The organism is Saccharopolyspora elongata (genome assembly GCF_004348985.1).
In the GTDB taxonomy this organism is placed as follows: domain Bacteria; phylum Actinomycetota; class Actinomycetes; order Mycobacteriales; family Pseudonocardiaceae; genus Saccharopolyspora; species Saccharopolyspora elongata.
In genome coordinates this window covers 67424-84883 of the sequence record NZ_SMKW01000030.1, presented here as the reverse complement: position 1 = coordinate 84883, position 17460 = coordinate 67424, and the positions used below count along the sequence as shown (strand labels likewise).

The 17460-nt window shown below is 71.1% G+C and carries 12 protein-coding genes and 1 other RNA gene; 1 reads left to right on the top strand and 12 read right to left on the bottom strand.

The genetic code is table 11. The features are described from left to right. Position 1 precedes the first annotated feature (1 nt). The 6 genes from E1288_RS22490 to E1288_RS22465 all read right to left on the bottom strand — a co-directional run bounded on the left by E1288_RS22490 (position 2) and on the right by E1288_RS22465 (position 9179). The gene (locus tag E1288_RS22490) at positions 2–580 is read right to left on the bottom strand and encodes a hypothetical protein (protein WP_132488130.1); all 579 of its coding nucleotides are present in this window, start codon (positions 578–580) and stop codon (positions 2–4) included. Positions 581–826: 246 nt separating this feature from the next. Beyond that, entirely contained in the window at positions 827–2758 is a 1932-nt protein-coding gene (locus tag E1288_RS22485) for a hypothetical protein (protein ID WP_235883728.1), read from the bottom strand. Further along, entirely contained in the window at positions 2755–5640 is a 2886-nt protein-coding gene (locus E1288_RS22480) for an ATP-binding protein (protein WP_132488128.1), read from the bottom strand. Before E1288_RS22480 ends, E1288_RS22485 begins: the two co-directional genes overlap by 4 nt. Continuing rightward, positions 5615–6124, bottom strand: a complete 510-nt coding sequence (locus tag E1288_RS22475) for a hypothetical protein (RefSeq protein WP_132488126.1) — start codon at positions 6122–6124, stop codon at positions 5615–5617. Before E1288_RS22475 ends, E1288_RS22480 begins: the two co-directional genes overlap by 26 nt. A gap of 6 nt (positions 6125–6130) precedes the next feature. Then, a complete protein-coding gene (locus E1288_RS22470; protein ID WP_132488124.1) occupies positions 6131–6424 on the bottom strand; it encodes a hypothetical protein in 294 nt (97 codons plus the stop codon). Between the two features lie 547 nt (positions 6425–6971). Further along, positions 6972–9179, bottom strand: coding sequence for an ArnT family glycosyltransferase (locus E1288_RS22465; protein WP_132488122.1), 2208 nt, complete (start codon positions 9177–9179; stop codon positions 6972–6974). A 342-nt stretch (positions 9180–9521) separates the two neighbouring features. Between E1288_RS22465 and rnpB the strand changes: the two genes are divergently transcribed. After that, positions 9522–9916: RNase P RNA component class A (gene rnpB, locus E1288_RS22460), an RNA gene on the top strand. Between the two features lie 330 nt (positions 9917–10246). Here the strand turns inward: rnpB and E1288_RS22455 are convergent. From E1288_RS22455 to E1288_RS22430, 6 genes are all read right to left on the bottom strand, one after another. After that, positions 10247–11242, bottom strand: coding sequence for an N-acetylglucosamine kinase (locus E1288_RS22455; protein WP_132488120.1), 996 nt, complete (start codon positions 11240–11242; stop codon positions 10247–10249). Further along, positions 11239–12492 (bottom strand): 6-phospho-beta-glucosidase, encoded by a 1254-nt coding sequence (locus E1288_RS22450; protein WP_132488118.1) that lies wholly within the window; start codon positions 12490–12492, stop codon positions 11239–11241. The genes E1288_RS22455 and E1288_RS22450 overlap by 4 nt, the downstream gene beginning before the upstream one ends. Before the next feature lie 6 nt (positions 12493–12498). Further along, on the bottom strand, positions 12499–13323 hold the full coding sequence (locus E1288_RS22445) for a carbohydrate ABC transporter permease (protein ID WP_132488116.1): 825 nt from the start codon (positions 13321–13323) through the stop codon (positions 12499–12501). Between the two features lie 200 nt (positions 13324–13523). Next, entirely contained in the window at positions 13524–14501 is a 978-nt protein-coding gene (locus E1288_RS22440; RefSeq protein WP_207954492.1) for a carbohydrate ABC transporter permease, read from the bottom strand. A 4-nt stretch (positions 14502–14505) separates the two neighbouring features. Beyond that, positions 14506–15879, bottom strand: coding sequence for an ABC transporter substrate-binding protein (locus E1288_RS22435; protein WP_132488114.1), 1374 nt, complete (start codon positions 15877–15879; stop codon positions 14506–14508). Further along, the gene (locus E1288_RS22430; protein ID WP_268951859.1) at positions 15876–17111 is read right to left on the bottom strand and encodes an ROK family transcriptional regulator; all 1236 of its coding nucleotides are present in this window, start codon (positions 17109–17111) and stop codon (positions 15876–15878) included. Before E1288_RS22430 ends, E1288_RS22435 begins: the two co-directional genes overlap by 4 nt. Between the last annotated feature and the right edge of the window lie 349 nt (positions 17112–17460).

Genomic DNA, 17460 nt, shown 5'->3' with positions numbered 1-17460 from the left:
GTCAGCCTTCCTTGTCGTACTGGGCGACTCGCCAACCGGCCGGGGTCTTGTTCACGGTCACCGCCAGCGCACCGATGTCGGTCGGCAGCCGCACCACCATCGAGCCCGAGGTGGAGCTGACCGCGCTGGCCGCGCCGGTGATCACGTTGCCCGCGTTGCTCGGGTCCACCGACGACATCTCGGTGAGGAACTCGTCGGTGGTGTACGGGCGGAGCTTGGCCAGCCACTGCTGGCGGTCGGCGCCGACGGGGTGGTCCACCCACGCCTTGCCCCACTGCGCGACGATGGCCAGCCCGGCGGGATCCGGGGCGACCGGCACCGGGGCGGCCTGCGGCACCGAGATCGTCGGCGGCGCCTTCGTCCGGGTCGGCGGCGGCACCACCGCGGAGTGCTGGGGGGCCGTGGTGCGGGAAGCGGCCATGTTCGAGCTCGGCGGCGGCTCGGGCAGCAGGTAGCCGATGCCCGTGGCCACCACGGCGAGCACGATGACCGCGCCCACCAAGTGCTTCGGAGAGCGCAGCGGCCAGCCCCACAACCTGCGGTACACCGCGGCCCGCCCACGGTGCGTCCGGATCGGCATCAGCTCCCCCTCTTGCGCCAGGTGCCACCTTCGAAGCGGCGAAGCCGCTTGGCCCGCCTACGCCACTCGCACCGCCGCGGGTTCTCAGGCGGTTCCCACCCCGCAGGGGTTCTTGGCGAGGCCAGTCCCCGACGTGGTGAATTGGCATTCATGATGTCGGGGATCCCACAGCGAGAAGACGACCGTGATTCCCGCAGGGGGGCCGCCACCCGCACCGCCACGCAAAACGAGCCCGTCGACAAATCCTCAGCCATCTGCGACCTCCAGGCCTCGGGACGGCCGGTAGACCACGTAGACCGGACGGCCGGCCACGACCTCCATCTCCGCTCTGCGCGGTCCCGGCGGCTCCGCCGCTGGGCCGGGCACCGGGGAGCCCGCCGTGCGCGACGGGATCAGCACCGGATCTTCGTCGATCCCATCCCATTTGGCATCCGCCACCGGGTTGGTATCGACGACTCGGCTCGTGCTCCGCGCCTCCGGCAGCGCCGCCGCACCACCCGGTCGGCGCACCGCGCCTCCGATGGGCAGAGCGGCGCTCGCGCCCGACGCGACCGCCGGCGGCGCGTCGCGGTCCAACCGCTGCGCGGTCGCGACCGACATGTGCTGCGCCTCCGGCCGGCTCCGCCAGCGGCCGCGCTGCGGCGTCCCGGACTCCTCGTCGGGATCCATGTCGCGGACCTGGTCCCAGAAGTTGCCGCCCTCTTCGTCCTGCTTGGGGCGCCCGCGGAACCGCGAGAACAAGCCCTGCGGGGCGCGCGGAACGGCGCGGCTGACGGTGCCCACCGACAGCTGGACCATCTGGCCGATCCGCCGAACGGGCTTGGCGACCAGCAGGAACACGATCGTCACCAGCGCGGCCAGCAGGATCTGGGTGAGCGCGGAGAAACCGCGCAGCGGGTCGAAGACCCAGGTCAGGATGAGGGTGTGCAGGCCGGCCAGCGCCGAGATCATGACCACGTTGAGCACCGCCGCGCCGGCCACCCGGCCGATCGTGCGCAGCACTTGGTGGTAGATCAGCGCCACCAGGCCGATCAGTGGCCCGGCCAGGATCAGCACCCGCAGCAGCACTTGGGCGAGCAGGATGGTCGCCTTGGCCAGCAGCTGGAACGCCGCGTAGGAGAAGCCCTGCACCAGCGCCAGCACCCCGGCGCCGACGCGGCTGCCGTCGACGCCCTGGAAGTAGCCGTAGGAGCTGCCCATCTTCCCGGCGACGTCCTCGAACGCCTGCTTCTTCGGTTCCGGCGAACCGGCGTCGGCCCCGGCGTTGACCTCCTGCTTGGTCCACGACTGGGCGCGCAGCAGTTCCCGGCCGAGCTCCTTTGCCTGCGGCGAATCGGGAGAGCCGAACTCCCCGCGCAGCCAGTTGCGGTAGATGACCTGGTCGTGCAGCAGCGTGGGCAGGGCGTTGCTCTCGTCGACGCCGACCTCCCGCAGGAACCCGGCCTGCACCGCCGATGTCCCGGTGATCACCACGTCGTCCAGTGCATGCGTGTAGACCAGCGGCGTCAGGTAGGTCGCGGAGGCGAACCACAGCCCGGCCAGCGCCCACATGCCGCGCTTGCCGATGGAGGCCAGGTCACCCGACCAGATGTAGCGGAACAGCACTATCGCCAGCACCAGCGCGACCAGCCCGAACCACGGGGTGAACACGCTGTCGTAGAGCGCGACGGTGCCGGTGGCGATGACGTCGTCCAGCGGGTCCATCAGGTCGCCGTTGAGCAGCGCGTAGTGCAGGCCGTTGGTCGCGCCGACGAGGTTCTTGGCGATGTTGAACATCTCGTTGCCGAGCCACGTGTCGACCAGCGCGTTCGGGTTGGTCACGCCCTGCGGGCCGCAGCCCAGGTCGTAGGTGTGCCAGACCAGCCCCGCGTAGCCGACCTCGTCGTAGGCGCTGCCCGGGTTCCCGACGCCCATCGGCGCGGGGTCCAGCGCGCCGACCATGCCCGAGCCGGGGCGCTCCGGGTTCGGCGCTTCCTTGCAGTCCAGGCCCTGACCCCAGGCCGGGGCCCCGATCAGCGCCTGGATGGCGATCAGGCCGGCGACGAGCGCGAACGCGCGGCGCTTCGGAGCTCCCGCGGCGAGCCGCTCACGCCGCTTCCGGTGGCGGCGGAACAGCGCCGCGACCACCAGCGCGAACAGCGCGGTCGCGAGCGCAGCGCCGCTGATCTGGCCGTTCACCGCGCGTCTTCCCCACCCCGCTCGCCCGGCCGGCCGGTCGAGCGCTCGCTGCCGTCCTCGGCGTAGCCGATGCCGACCGTTTCGAGCTCGAACTCGTCGAACGATTCGTAGTCGTCCGGGTACTCGTCGCCCGACCCCAGCGCGGGGACGCCGGAGTCGGAGTTCGCCCCGTCGGCGGCGGGCGCCAGGGATCGGTGCTCGGCGTAGTCCTCGGCAGCCGGTGTGGTGTCCAGCGCGTCGCGCAGGTGCTCCAGGTGAGGGCCGGAGAAGTCGATGCGGATCTTCTCCACGCCGCCGGCGCCGTCGCCGAAGATGAACTGGCGCGGCGAGCGGTCGCGCTCGGTGGCGTTGCGGGCCGGGCCCGGCCGGCGGCCGAGCGCCGCCACCACCTGCTCATACCCGGCGCCGACCGGCACCTTGAGCAGCCGCAGCGCGTCGGCCTGCGCCTGCTCGTCGTCCAACCGGCCGATGAACACCGAGTCCAGCAGGGACACGAAGCCCTGGATGCGCAGGAAGTCGGCCGGGATCTGGCTGGACAGCAGGACTCGGACGTTCCACTTACGGGAGTCGCGGGCGAACCGGTTCATCAGCACGCGGCCGGTCGGCACCTCGGAGAGGAAGAACGCCTCGTCGATCCACACGCCCTTGCGCTCGTTCTTGGGCCGCTCGTAGATCGACCGCTGCGTCAGCCAGGCGGCCAGGTTGAGCATCTCGACGCCGAGCGCCTCCGCGTCGGTCCAGTGCTCCCGGCCGACGCCGTCCTTCGGCAGCGTCAGGCCTGCCATGGTGAGCACCGTGAGCCGGTCCTCGCGCCGCTCCGAGTACGGGTCCGCGTTGACCTCGGGGATCAGCAGCGACATCCGTTCCCGGATCTCGTCGAGGAAGTCGGCCACCACCACCGCGTGCTCGTGGTGCTCGCTCGCGTCGCGGCGCAGCGCCTCGAAGACCATGCCCGGGTGGGCGTCCGGCCGCCCGCCGACGGCGCGGACCGCGCGCAGCAGCACGATCCGGGTCTGCGGCAGCCTTGCCACCTCGTACGGCAGCAGGCCGGTCAGCACGTCGAGCACCAGGCGGCGCCGGGTGGCCGCGGCCAGCGCGCGTTCGCGACGCCAGCTGCGCTCCGGGTCCTCCTCGTCGACGAAGTGCTCCAGGTCCGGTTCGGCCACCACCCGGTACGGGTTGAGGATGCCGGGCTGGGCGTTGAGCAGGTTGATCGGCCGGGCGTAGGGCCGCAGCTCGGGCAGCGTGCACAGCTCCGCGAGCGGGCCGGACGGGTCCAGCAGCGTCCAGTGCGCGCCCGAGCGCAGCGTCTTGTAGACGATTCCGCCGCCCAGGAAGGACTTCCCGCCACCGAGCCCGGCGACCATCGCGGTCAGGCCGGAGGCGTCGCGGATCTCCTGCGCCATCCACGGGTCCCAGGCGACCGGACGCCGGGTCGCGGTGCAGGTCTCGCCGAGCAGCGCGCCGCGCCGGTCGCCGACCTCCGCCGTCGCCTGCGGCACCGCGGACGCCGCCCAGACCACCGAGCCGCGGCGCAGGTAGGCGCTGTTGGCCAGCGGCTCGCCCGGGATGAACTCGCGGGCCATCGCGTACTGCGCTTCGGGGTGCTCGATGGCGATCTTGGGCTTGTAGAGGTCGAGGATCTGCTGCGCCAGCCGCAGTGCGTCCCGCTCGGTGGGCCCGGACACCGCCAGCCGCCACCAGGACTTGACGCGGGTGGCCAGCGCGGTGAATCCGGAGGTCATCTCGTCGTCGACCTCGAGCACCCGGCCCGCCTGCCGGGCCAACGAGGTCGGCGGCTCCAGGCCGTGCTCCTCGGTGTAGTGCCGGACCTGGGAGCGCACCTTGTTCATCTGCCGCTGCAGCTCGCCCCCGACGTCCTCGGGGCGGCGCACGTAGATCCGCGCGGACCACTCGACCGGCGCGGGCAGCCGGTCGGAGTGCTGCACCCACGGGTCGTCGATCTCCGGGATCTGCAGGCCGTGCGTCTGCCCGACGGTGAGCACCGCGAGGTGGCGGGTGACACCCGCGTTCGAGCCGGTGCGGCCGCGCACGGTCACCGTCGGCGCGTACGGGTCCTGGTGCATGTCGGAGGCGTCGGTGAAGGACGCGAGGTCTTCGGGTTCCCACGGCGCGCCGGGCACCGCGGGCAGGTTGCGGGGCGCGGGCAGTCCCAGCGAGCACGAGCGGTGCATCAGCCAGGAGATCTCCTCGGCGGTCACCGGGCGCCCGTCCAGCCCGGCCGAGCCGATCACTTGGTCGAGGTGCTCGACCTCGCTGTCCAGCGCGACGAGTTCGGCGTCCACCGCCTCCGGGAACACCCGTCGCAGCAGCGGCGCGGCGCGCTCCACGGCGCGGTCCACCACGTTGCGGGTCTGCACCTGGACGCCCAGGTAGACCTCTTTCTCCGCCATCGAGCGGCCCATCAGCTGCTGCTGCTCGCCGACCATGTAGTCGTCGAAGGACAGCGCGCCGGGCGTGTCCGGCAGCGGGTAGCGCGAGTTGTGCACGTGCGCCTCGGCCCACATCCGGATCGGGTACGGCCGGTTGGTCACGCGCAGGTGCATCCAGCGGCCCTGCAGCTCGGCGTACTGGCCGGCGATCGCCGCGATCAGGTCCTGGCGCTGCGAGTCGGAGCGGAAGGACCAGCGCTGCGGGGAGAGCCGGTACCAGGCGAACACGTCCTGACCGGTGCGCAGCAGGTGGCCGTCGATGGACCGCGCGGCGATCGACGGCGTGTAGTTCGGGATCGACTGCTCGTCGCCGGGCCCGCGGCCGCGTTTGCCCGGCTTGCCCTTCGCGCTGCGGACCTTGCCGTTCGAGCCGCGGGGACCCGGAACCTGGTGCGTGTTGCGCTCACGGCCTGGCCGGCGACCGAACACCGCGAACCTCCTTGCTACGCGTGCGCCTGCTGGGAACCGTGCTGCGGGCGGCCGGCTGCTGCCTGGGCCGGGCGGGCCGCTGCTGCGGCGGCACCGGGCGTCCCCGCTTGGACTTCTTGGGCCGAGGCCGCTGCGTCCGCACCTTGACCCGGGCGGCGCTGGCGGCTCCGCCCGTGCCGGACGTCTTCTCCCGGGGTGCGGTGAGTTCGCGCAGCCACATCACCAGCACCGCGCCCAGCGGCCGTTCGTGCCCGATCCGGGAGCAGATGATCCGGGTCACGACGATCGTGATGATCACGGCCCACGCGGTGGAGAAGAAGTCGAAGCCGATGTTCATCCGGCGTTCCACGGCGAGCACGAGCAGGAACACCACGAGGCCCACGCCCCAGGCGACGTAGCGGGCGCGCCACGGGAAGGTCGCCTTGGGCGGGCCGAGCCAGACCGCGTCGACCCGGTAGATCTCGTCGTCGGTCCGTATTCGCACGCCGGATCACCCGCCGGTGGTGCTGAACAGGCCCGCGATGAACGTGCCGATGTTCACGCCCGCCCCGTTCACCGCCAGGCCGATGATCGCGAGCGCGACGATCACCCCGCCGACGCGGCGCATGACGCCCGCGTTGTCGCCCTTGCCGCCGCCCAGCCAAAGCAGCAGGACCGCGACGGTGAGCAGCAGGAGCGGCAGCAGGTTCTCGAGGATCCAGCTCTGAATGCCTCCGGTGCCCACCTGCGTCTGCTGTGCCAGTACGTCCAGTTGCGCCAGTGTTTCCAGCGGCATGGCGGTCATCTCTTTACCCCTGATAGCGCGGAGTGTCGTCGGGTCGGTACCTCAGCCCGCCGGGCCCGGCCCGGCACGCAGGTACGAGTAGAACATGACATGGTCACCAGAAGTAGTGGTTGCGAGTTCCGGTGTGGCGGAAACGGTGTCGCGGAGTCCTCGTCGTCACGCCGCGAATAGGCCGTTCGGGCAGGCCGCTTTCGGCAGATCACCGGGAAAAAGACGCCCACCAGGCCGGTTCTGGTCTGGATTCGTGTGGCTGTTCACCCGCTTGCGAGCCCCTTCGTAACACACCGTGCATGACTCCGGTGAGCCAGTGGATTTCCGCACATCGCGTCATGATGCACCCAACCGGATCACGCGAATGTGAAGCCGCTGAGCCGGATCGAAACAAGGTGATCTTGACGCGCCAACTCAGGGTAGCGGTTCGGGTACAGCGCCCGGCGGGCAGGGCGGCCGCTGCGACCGGCGGGATTGTGCACAGTGGACGCTCTACCGGCCGGAATGCCGAAACGCCCCGGCCACGACGGCCGGGGCGTTGGCATCCGCGAGTCCGCTACTGGCTCACCCAGTAGGCGTAGGACTGGTAATCCGGGTACGGGCCGAGGAAATCCTGCAACGGGCCCAGTTCGACGGTCAGCGTCGAGTCGGTGACGAGCTCGGCCGGGATCGCGAAGGTGCTCTCGACCCAGCCGCGCGGGTCGGCGTCGAAGTTCCAGACGCCCGCGACCTCCCCGTTCACCGAAACCTGGACGGCGCGGGAACCGGTCGGTTCGGCCCCGAGCGGCTCGGTCGCGTCGACGCGGCCGGTGATCGTCACCGCGCGGCCGGGGATCAGGTCGTGGAAGGTGAAGGTCTCGCCGCCGACGACGTGCCGACCGCTGTCGACGACGTCGCCGCCGTCGGGCCCGGTGACCGTCTTGACGTGGGTGAGCGGCTGGAATCCCTGGTGCGCCGGGACGACCTGGTAGTCGTGCCGCTCCTCGTCGCGCAGGTCGGCGACGTTGAGCCGGTCGCGGATCTGCCCGTCGGCGGACAGCAGCGGCTGGTCGCCGGAGCCCAGCGCGTTCCAGTCGGCCTGGTAGATGGTCACCTTGGTGCAGGTCCGTGCGGCCTGGCAGGCCGACATCCCGCCGAGCGTGGTGTGCGAGAACGTCGGCGACTTCAGCTCGAAGGTGATCAGCTCGCGGCCAAACAGGCCGGCGTCGCCGAGGCCGTGCACGCCCCACGCGTCGAAGATGGCGAAGTAGTCCGGCCGCCGGTCCTCCGGCAGGTACCGCAGTTCCTCGTAGAGGCTGCCGGCGCCGTGCAGGTTCGGGGTGGCGAACCCGGTGGTGGCCAGCCCGATCAGGTCGACCACGTAGCGGTCCGAGAGGTAGGTGATGGCGCCGACGTCGTTGACCGCGACGTTCGCCCCGCGCGGCAGGTGCCCCTTGATCCAGTGGGCGATGCTCACCTGCTGGTCCCGGATGCCGGCCGCCTGCTGGGCCTGCCGGAGGCTCCACGCGGGCAGCTGGGAGACCGTGAACAGCAGCGCCAGCACGACACCGCCGGCCAGCACGGAGCGCCGCGCGCCGCCGGTGAACAGCTGGGCCGCGGTGTGGATGCCGACGACGGCGAACAGCAGCAGGATCGGCATCAGCGGCTGCACGTAGCGCATGTGGTGGACGTCGGCGAATTCCAGCGTCGACACCGAGGCCAGCACCAGCACTACGCCGATCCCGGCGGCCAGCGCCAGGCCGCGCCACTGCGGGGACCGCCGGAACAGGCCGATCACGCCGATCACCGCGAGCAGCAGCGCACCCGGGAAGACGTAGTCCTGAGTGGACAGTCCCGAGAAGGCGGTCAGGAAGGTGCGGAAGTTGCTGAGCACCTTGTCCGCGACTTCCAGCGGGTACACCGCGGGCATGTGCAGCAGCGACTTGGCGAGCACGCCGTTCTGCTCCGTCGAACCCGTCACCGCCCAGTAGAACGCGTAGAGCCCGGCGGCGGCGTAGACCGGCAGGCCGATCCAGGCGATCCGCCCGATCACGCGCGGCCAGGCGGCGCGGGTGCCGCGGGCGTGCGCGATCACGTGCCAGATCATCGCCAGGCCGAGCACGCCGGCGAACAGCAGCGCCTCGGTCCGGGTCAGCGCGGCCACCACCGCGACCAGCGGCGTCCACAGGAATCGGTTCGTCGCGCGCTCGGCGGTGAACACCAGCAGCAGCGCGACGAGCAGGAGGGCGACGAACGCGATCTCCATGCCGCTGGTGGCGCCCCAGGCGAGCGGGCCGCTCAGCGCGACGAGCAGCCCGGCCCAGATGCCGACCTGGCGGCCGGCCAGCCGAGTGCCGAGCCGGTAGGTGAGCGCGGCGGTCAGCGCCATGCACAGCGCGCCGAACAGCATCGCGAACGGCAGGAACGCCTCGCCCGGCAAGCCCAGCGCGTAGGCACCGCCGAGGATCAGCACGTAGAGCAGGCTGCTCGCGCCGGTGCTGATCGGGTCGCCGGTGTTGTACTGCAGGAAGTGCCCGGTGCCGATCTGCCGCGCGTACTGCAGGTGGATGTACGCGTCGTCGATGGGCGGGATGAAGTGCCACTGGTTGTAGGCCAGGTTGACCACCAGGAACAGCACGGTGACGAGCAACGACAGCCCACCGATGAGCCACGCGGCGTCCCGCAAGGGCCGGCCGGTCGGTCGGGTGGCCGTCCCGGCTGCGGCGGGTGACTCGGCCGGTTTCTCGTCGTGTTCGTCGGCGCTGGGCGCCACGAATCTCGTCATGCTCGCTCCGAACGGTGGATCAGCGCGTTCCGATTTCGACGCGCGAGAAGAAAGGAGGGCGCCGGCTGACGGCGCGAAGCGCGGCGCGGCGACTGCGGACTCCCGAGGAACCGATGCCCGACCGGCACCGATCGCCCCGACCTCAAGAACCCAACGCCGTCACCCTCCGCAACTGAACGCACACGCTGGGGAACTTCGCAAAACGCCCATCGCGTGCACGCAGAGATTAGCCCTCCCGGGGGATCCGCCGATTGCCGGGTCGATCTTGTGCGGCGGCGTCCGGCCCCGCGTCGACCACCTGCGCGGAAAGCCCTCCGGACCCTCTAGACTCGTACGCGCGGATGAGTCGGCCGGGTGACCGCGGCGGGAGCGATCTCGTCGAGGAAAGTCCGGACTCCACAGAGCAGGGTGGTTGCTAACGGCAACCCGGGGCGACCCGCGGGACAGTGCCACAGAGAACAGACCGCCCGGCGTTTTCGCCGGGTAAGGGTGAAACGGTGGTGTAAGAGACCACCAGCACCCCGGGTGACCGGGGTGGCTCGGTAAACCCCACCCGGAGCAAGGTCAAGAGGACGCCTTCGCGGCGTCTGCGCGGACGTTCGAGGGCTGCTCGCCCGATGTTCGCGGGTAGGCCGCACCGAGCCTGCCGGCGACGGCAGGCCCAGATGGATGGTCACCGACCGGGCCGGCCGCAAGGCTCCCGAGAACAGAATCCGGCTTACAGGCCGGCTCATCCGCCACAGCCCGTCCGAGGGCTCTTCTGCCGCGGCATCCGGTGGGTCCGCAGTTTCAATTGAGGTTTTTCCAACCTCGTTCTGCGTGGCGGTGCGGGTAGCGGAACCTCAGCGCCCGCCTGGCTGTGGGTGCCCTGACTTATGTATGCCAATACACGGCGTCAGGGCCGTCCTCGCCAGGCGAACGCTGAGAACCCGCGGCGGTGCAGGTGCCGTAGGTGGGCTATGCGCCTGCGGCGCATGCGGCACCCCATCGACGTGCAGCTTTGCGGGCCGCGGCTGCGGGCCGGCCAGGATGAAAAGGGCTCATTGAAACTGCGGACCCACCGGTGCTCAGGCGTCCTGGCCGACGGGCCGGGGCTCGGCCCGGGCCAGCCTGCGCAGGGCGGCCGGGTCGGCGCCGATCCGGTCTAGGCCGAGCAATCCCGCGCCGATCACCGGCGGCGCCTCGACGACGCGGACCTCCACCTCCGGCGAAACCTTCGCGCAGCGCCGCGTGATGTCCGGCAGCAGCCGCCGCCCGGCCCCGGCGAGCACCCCGCCGCCGAGGACCACCGCCGCGGGCCCGTCGAGCAGCCCGAGGCGGCGCAGCGTCACGGTGGCGAGCAGCCCGATCTCCTCGGCGAGCCGGTCGACCAGCTCGCAGGCGATCGCGTCGCCGCCTTCGGCGACCTCGAACAGCACCGGGCACAGCCCGTGCAGCGCGGTCGCGGGCAGTTCGTCGAAGTGCAGCGCCTCGACGACCTCCGCCGCGGTGCGCGCTCCGAAGTGGGCCAGCACCGCGGGCAGCAGCTCGGTCGGTGCGCCGCGACCGTCTTCGGCGCGCACCGCCCACCACAGCGCCTCCTGCCCGAGGAACGCACCGCCGCCCCAGTCGCCGGAGATCCGGCCGATCGCCGGGAACCGGGAGGTCCGGCCGTCGGGCGCGACCCCGACGGCGTTGATCCCGGCGCCGCAGACCACCGCGACGCCGACGCCGTCGTCGGTGCCGGCACGCAGCAGCGCGAAGGTGTCGTTGTCCACCGTCGCCGAGTCGGACCAGCCGCGTTCTTCGATCGCCCGGCGGAGTTCGGCCTCTTCCCGGGGGAGATCGGCCCCGGCCAGGCACGCCGCGGTGTGCACCGCAAAGGGCTCCGCGGTCGGCAACCCGGCCAGGGCGGCGGCCCGCCGCGCCAGGCTCGCGAGGCTGTCCAGGCATCGCCGCACCCCGACGTGCTGAGGCGATGCGCCGGGCCCGCGCACGGCGGCCAGCACCGAACCGTCGGCGGCGACGAGCAGCACGTCGGTCTTGCTGTTGCCGCCGTCGATGGCCAGCACCGCGGGCCTCATCGGGCCCACGGCAGGAACGGGGCGTTGCGCCGGACGAGTTCGTCCGCCAGCTCGTCGGCGATGGCGTGCTGACCGACCAGCGGGTGCGCGAGCAGCGCGTCGGCGACCCGGTCGCGGCCGCCGCGCAACGCGGCGTCCAGGGCCAGCTGCTCGTACCCGGCGACGTGGCCGATCAGGCCCGCCAGCGCGGGCTCCACCGGCCGCACGGGCAGCGGCCTGGCCCCCGTGGCGTCCACAGTGGAGTTTGTTTCGACGACCATGTCGTCCGGCAGGAACGGAAGCGCGCCGTCGTTTCGCACGTTCACCACGTGTTCCGCCGGGCCGCCCGCGGTCAGGGCGTGCACCAGCTGCACCGCGGCCTCCGAGTAGTAGGCCCCGCCGCGCTTCGTCAGCTCGTCCGGCTTCCGCGTCACCGACGGGTCCGCGTACCGCTTGAGGAGGTCGCGTTCGACGTCGGCGACCACGGCCGCGCGGGGCGCGGATTTGCGTTGCTGCGCCAGCACTTCGTCGTGGGCGTAGAAGTACTTCAGGTAGTAGGACGGCACCATGCCGAGCCGCCGCATCAGGCCGGGCGGCAGGCCGATGTGCTCGGCCAGCGCGTCGGCGTGCTCGGCCAGCAGCTCCGGCAGGACGTCGCGGCCGTCGACGCGGACCCCGCGCACCCAGGTGAGGTGGTTCAGGCCGGTGTGCTCCAGCCGGACGGCACCGGGCGTGACGTCGAGCAGCTGCGCGATCCAGCGGCTGAAGGTGATCGCGACGTTGCACAGCCCGACCGCGCGATGCCCCTCCGCCAGCAGCGCGCGGGTGACGATGCCGACCGGGTTGGTGAAGTTGACGATCCAGGCGTCCGGTGCGACGGCCCGCACGTGCTCGGCGATGTCCAGCACGACCGGGACGGTCCGCAGCGCCTTCGCGAGGCCGCCGGCCCCGGTGGTCTCCTGCCCGATGCAGCCGCAGTCCAGCGGGAACGTCTCGTCGCCGAAGCGCGCCTCCTGGCCGCCGACGCGCAGCTGCAGCAGCACGGCCGACGCCCCGCTGGCGGCTTCCACGACGTCCGGCGTGGTGCGCAGCCGCGCCGGGTGGCCCGCCTCCTGCAGCAGCCGGCGGCAGAACGCGGCGACGACCTCCAGCCGCTCCGCGTCCGGATCGACCAGCACGATCTCGTCGATGGCCGGCTCCCGCCGGACCGCGAGACCGTCGATGAGTTCGGGCGTGTAGGTGGAACCGCCGCCCACCACGGTCAGTTTCATCGTGGGCTACCCCTTGACTCCGGTGAAGGTGATGCCGCGGACGAAGGCTCGTTGCGCGAACAGGAAGAGCACGATGACCGGCAGCATCACCAGCACGGTCGCGGCCATCGTCAGATTCCACTCCACCCGGTGCATGCCGCGGAACGACGCCAGCCCGACCGACAGCGTCCAGGACTGCTGACTCTCGCCGGCGTAGAGCAGCGGGCCGAAGAAGTCGTTCCAGGTGTAGAGGAAGCAGAACAGCGCCGCCGCGGCGATGCCGGGCCGCGCCATCGGCAGCACGACCCGCAGCATCGCGGTGAACTCGGAACAGCCGTCCACCTTCGCGGCGTCCACATAGGACTGCGGGATGGTCAGGAAGAACTGGCGCAGCAGGAAGATGCTGAACGCGTCGCCGAACAGGTACGGGATGATCAGCGGCCAGATCGTGCCGGTGAGCTCGAAGCGGGTCCACACGATGTACAGCGGCACCGCGGTGACCTGCGGCGGCAGCATCATGGCCGCGATCACCAGCACGAACGCGGCGTTGCGGCCCCGCCAGCGCAGCTTCGCCAGCGCGTAGGCCACCGGGATGCTCGAGATCAGCATGAAAGCCGTGGCCAGCACCGAGTAGAGCAGGCTGTTGGCCAGGTACTGCAGCATCGGTGCCTTGGTGAAGACCTCGCCGAAGTTCTCCCAGTGCCACTCCCGCGGCCACAGGTCGGCGGTGAGCGCCTGCTGATCGGACATCGCCGCGGTGAGGAACACGAAGACCAGCGGCAGCAAGAACATCAGCCCGAGCGCGATCCCAATGCTGTGCACCGCAATCCAGTACAACCGCCCGTGCGACATCAGCCCACCTCCTTCCTTGTGCTCGATTTGCGTGGCGGTGCGGGTAGCGGAACCTCAGACGCCCCCTCGGTCCGGGATCCCCGACTCATGTATGCCGATACACAGCGCTGGGGCTGTCCTCCCGAGGAGACCCCTGAGAACCCGCGGCGGTGCAAGTTGCGAAGGCGGGCCAAGCGGCTTCGCCGCTTCGACAAAACCATTCAGCTCACCTCCTCGGCGTTGGTGCCGCCTCGCATCCGGCGGATGAGCAACGCGGTGAAACCGAGGGAGAACACGAACAGCACGACCGCCATCGCCGCCGCGTAACCCATGTTGTAGTAGTGGAATCCCTGCTGGTAGAGCCAGGCCGGGAAGGTCAGCGTCGCGTTGTCCGGGTAGCCCAGGACCTTGCTGCTGCCCACCACCTCCGCCTGCCCGGAGGCCACCGAACCGGCGACCACTGCCTGGGTGAAGTACTGCAGCGCGAAGATGATCGAGTTGACCACTCCGAACAGCAGCACCGGCGCGATCGACGGCAGCGTGATGTGCCAGAACCGGCGGGCCGGGCCCGCGCCGTCCAGCGCTGCCGCCTCGTGCAGCTCCTGCGGCACGTCCAGCAGCGCGGCCAGCATGATGATCATCAGCTCGCCGCTGCCCCACAGCGTGAGCAGCGTCAGGGCGGGCTTGGCCCACGCCGGGTCGTTGAACCACAGCGGTCCATCGATGCCCAGCAGCCCCAGCAACCCGTTCACCGGCCCGGTGCCGGGGTTGAACAGGAAGGTGAAGGCCAGCGTGGCCGCCACCGGCGGCGCGAGCGCGGGCAGGTAGCAGAGGGTGCGCAGCAGCCCGACGCCGCTGCGCACCCGGGCGAGCACGGCGGCGACGCCGAGCGCGAACACCACGCGCAGCACCGTGAGGACCACGACCAGCCAGATCGTGTTCACCGCGGCGATGCGCACCACCGGGTCACCGAAGAGCAGGTACGCGTAGTTGCGCAGCCCGACCCATTCCGGCGGGGTCAGCAGGTCGTAGCCGGTGAACGAGAAGAACACCGTGGCCAGCAGCGGATACGCGAAGAAGCAGCTGAACCCGATGATCCACGGAGCCATGAAGCCCAGCACCCGCAGGCGGTTGCGCGCCGTGCGGGCGCGGGCCGGGGTAGCCCGCCCCGGCCGCGTCCGTTCCAACGTCGCCACCATGCCGTCAGCCGCCGCCCAGCGCCTTGGCCGCGTCGATCTGGGCGTCCAGTTCCCGCAACGCCCCGCCGAGATCGGTGACCTGGCCGCTCTGCCACTTCACCGAGAAGTCCTCCGTGGACTTCATGTAGGCGCTGCCGTTCGGGCTGGGCGGGCTGGCCACCAGCTGCGGGTTGTCGAACAGGTCCAGGAAGGTCTTGTACTGCTCGCTGCTCTCCAACCGGGGATCGTGCAGCGCCGCGGTGGTGGTCGGCACGTTCTTCAGGCCGTTGGCCAGGTCCACCAGCGCCGTCGTGTCGGTGGTCAGGTAGCGGACGAGTTCCCAGGCCGCGCCGGCGTTCTCCGCGCCGCGCGGGATGCCGATGATCGTGCCGGTCACGAAGCCGGTGCCGTAGAGCTCGGGCTTGCTGTCCGAGACGGGGAACGGCGCGGTGCCGAAGCGCAGGTTCGGCGCGCCGTCCTCGATGAACCCGGTGCGGTACTCGCCGTCGATCATCATCGCGATCTTGCCCTGCTGGAAGGCGTTGTCCGCGGAGTACTGCTGGCCGAGACCGGCGGTGAACTGCACCAGCTTGTCCCAGCCGTAGAAGTCGACGAGTTCCTTCTGCCAGCGGTACATCTCCTGCCAGGCCGGGTCCTGGCCCAGCACCGACTTGCCCTGCGCGTCCATCCACGTCGCGCCGAAGTGCGGCGCCCAGTTCCACGGGTGGTTGGCCTGCGAGGTCAGCACCGGCAGGAAGCCGGCGACCTTGATCGAGCCGTCCGGGTTGAACTCGGTGAGCCGCTTGGCGAGGTCGGTCAGCTCGGACGTGGTCTTCGGCGGCGCGGTGATGCCCGCCTTGGCGAAGAGGTCGGCGTTGTAGTACATGCCGTAGACGTCGGCCAGCAGCGGCATCGCGCAGCGCTTGCCCTGGAACTGCGTGTACTCCTGGACGACCTTCGGGATCTGGTTCAGGTCGACCTGGTCGCGCTGCAGGTAGGGGCCGAGGTCCTGCCAGGCGCCGCTGGAGCAGAACTGGCCGAGGTTGATCGTCTCCGCCGAGATCGCCACGTCCGGCGGGTTGCCGCCGCGGATGGCCTGGGTGATCTTGTCGTCGTCCTGGTTTCCCTGGCTGTTGATGGTGATGTTCGGGTGCTTGGCGTGGAACCCGTCGAGCACCCGGTTGAGCACGTCGAGCTCGCGATCGGTGAACTGGCTGGACACCGTGATGGTGACCTGCTGGTCCGGTCCCGGCGCGGGCTGCGGACCGTCCGATGTGGAGCCCGCCGTGCAGGACGCGGCGACCAGCGCCGCCACCGCCGTTCCCGCCGCCGCTAATGCTCGTGAGCGATAATTCCGGTTCTTACCGGAACGGCCGCTCACGACCGTTGACCGTCTCATCGCGCCTCCTCCAACTGGACTTCCGGGTCGGATCGGATTCCCACCGCCGTGGCGGGCAGGCCGAAGACCTGCTCCCGGGCGAGGCCGATGGCTACTTGCAGGGCGCCCGCACGCACCGCGCGCTCGGTGCACTCCGCCGGTTCCACGGGGGTGCGCGGCACGACGAGGCGGTGCAGCTCGGCGGCGACCAGGTCGGCGAACTGCCGGCCTCCGACCTGCGCGATCTCGGCGGTCAGCAGCACGAGTTCGGGGTCGAGGACGCTGACGACACCGGCGACGCCGGTGGCGACGCGGCGCGCCAGGTCGGCGAGGAACGCCTGCCCGACGGCGCCTGCGGCGTGCGCTGCTTGCACGGCCGCCGCGCCGTTGCGGGCCTTCAGGCCGTGCGCGCGGGCGAGCTTGTTGATCGACCGGTAGCTCAGCAGGCCGCCCAGCCGCGAGCCGGTGCGGTCCACGCCGGTGTCCAGCCGGGCCCGGTCGGGCGCGCGCATCCAGTCGATCTCGCCCGCGCCGCCGGTGACCCCGCGGTGCAGCACGCGGTCGATCACCACGGCGGCGCCAAGCCCGTCGCTGAGCCAGACCAGCACGAAGTCCCGGACCTGCTGGGCCCTCCCGGCGGTCATCTCGACGAGCGCGACCAGGTTGACGTCGTTGTCGACGATCACGTCGGTGCCCAGTTCGGCGCGCAGCCGGCCGGGCAGGTCGAAGCCCTCCCAGCCGGGCAGGTGCGGGGCGAAGCCGAGGTGCCCGGTGGCCGGGTCGACCGCGCCCGGCGAGCCGATCACGACCTTGGCGAGCTGGTCGGGGCGCAGCTCGGCGCGGGCGGCGGCCTCGGTCATCGCGGTGGCGAACGCCAGTGGCGCGTCGTTGCCGGACGGCAGCGCGCTGCGGTGCTCCACGCGGATCTCGCCGGTGATGTCGGCGATCACGATGTCGACCTCATCAGGGGTCAGGCTCACGCCCGCGACGTGCGCGAGGGCACCGTTCACCGACCACATCTGGGCGGCGGGCCCTCGATTCCCGCCGCGCAGCTTGCCGCGACGCACCATGCCGGCCTTCTCCAGCCGGGCGAGCAGCGCGACGGTCGCGGGCTTGGACAGGCCGATGATGGCTTCGAGCTCGGCCCGGGTCAGCGCGCCCCGCCGCAGCATCGCCTCGATCGCGGCCCGATCGTTGATCGCCCGCAGCAGCCGCGGGCTCCCGTCCCGCGCCGCCCCTGCTTCCCGCGCCACCGAAACCCCTATCCGTTAACTTCCTATACGGTTTCAGGGCACGCTAGTAACCCACCTCACACATGTCAATGGTCTGAACCAGGGACGCTGCGGGACGACTCAGCTGCGCCGGGTGATCACGCGGCGAGCGCACGCCCGCCCAGCGCAACCCCTTCGGCGCCGCACCACGAGGCGACGCTGGAGCCGGTCAAGTGCCCGTGCGCACTTTTGGTTGCTACAGCGACACAAAATGCACACGGGAGGGCCGCCTTCCACACCGGTGCCGGTGCCGGAACGCCGCAATTTCAATGGAAATCGAACCTCTGATTTCCATTGAAATTGCGGGACGAACACCGGCACCCACGGGGCG

Coding starts and splice junctions, on each gene's coding strand:
- E1288_RS22440 (WP_207954492.1), bottom strand. CDS start 14,501: ATGGTGGCGACGTTGGAACGGACGCGGCCGGGGCGGGCTACCCCGGCC.
- E1288_RS22450 (WP_132488118.1), bottom strand. CDS start 12,492: ATGAAACTGACCGTGGTGGGCGGCGGTTCCACCTACACGCCCGAACTC.
- E1288_RS22490 (WP_132488130.1), bottom strand. CDS start 580: ATGCCGATCCGGACGCACCGTGGGCGGGCCGCGGTGTACCGCAGGTTG.
- E1288_RS22470 (WP_132488124.1), bottom strand. CDS start 6,424: ATGACCGCCATGCCGCTGGAAACACTGGCGCAACTGGACGTACTGGCA.
- E1288_RS22445 (WP_132488116.1), bottom strand. CDS start 13,323: ATGTCGCACGGGCGGTTGTACTGGATTGCGGTGCACAGCATTGGGATC.
- E1288_RS22465 (WP_132488122.1), bottom strand. CDS start 9,179: ATGACGAGATTCGTGGCGCCCAGCGCCGACGAACACGACGAGAAACCG.
- E1288_RS22435 (WP_132488114.1), bottom strand. CDS start 15,879: ATGAGACGGTCAACGGTCGTGAGCGGCCGTTCCGGTAAGAACCGGAAT.
- E1288_RS22455 (WP_132488120.1), bottom strand. CDS start 11,242: ATGAGGCCCGCGGTGCTGGCCATCGACGGCGGCAACAGCAAGACCGAC.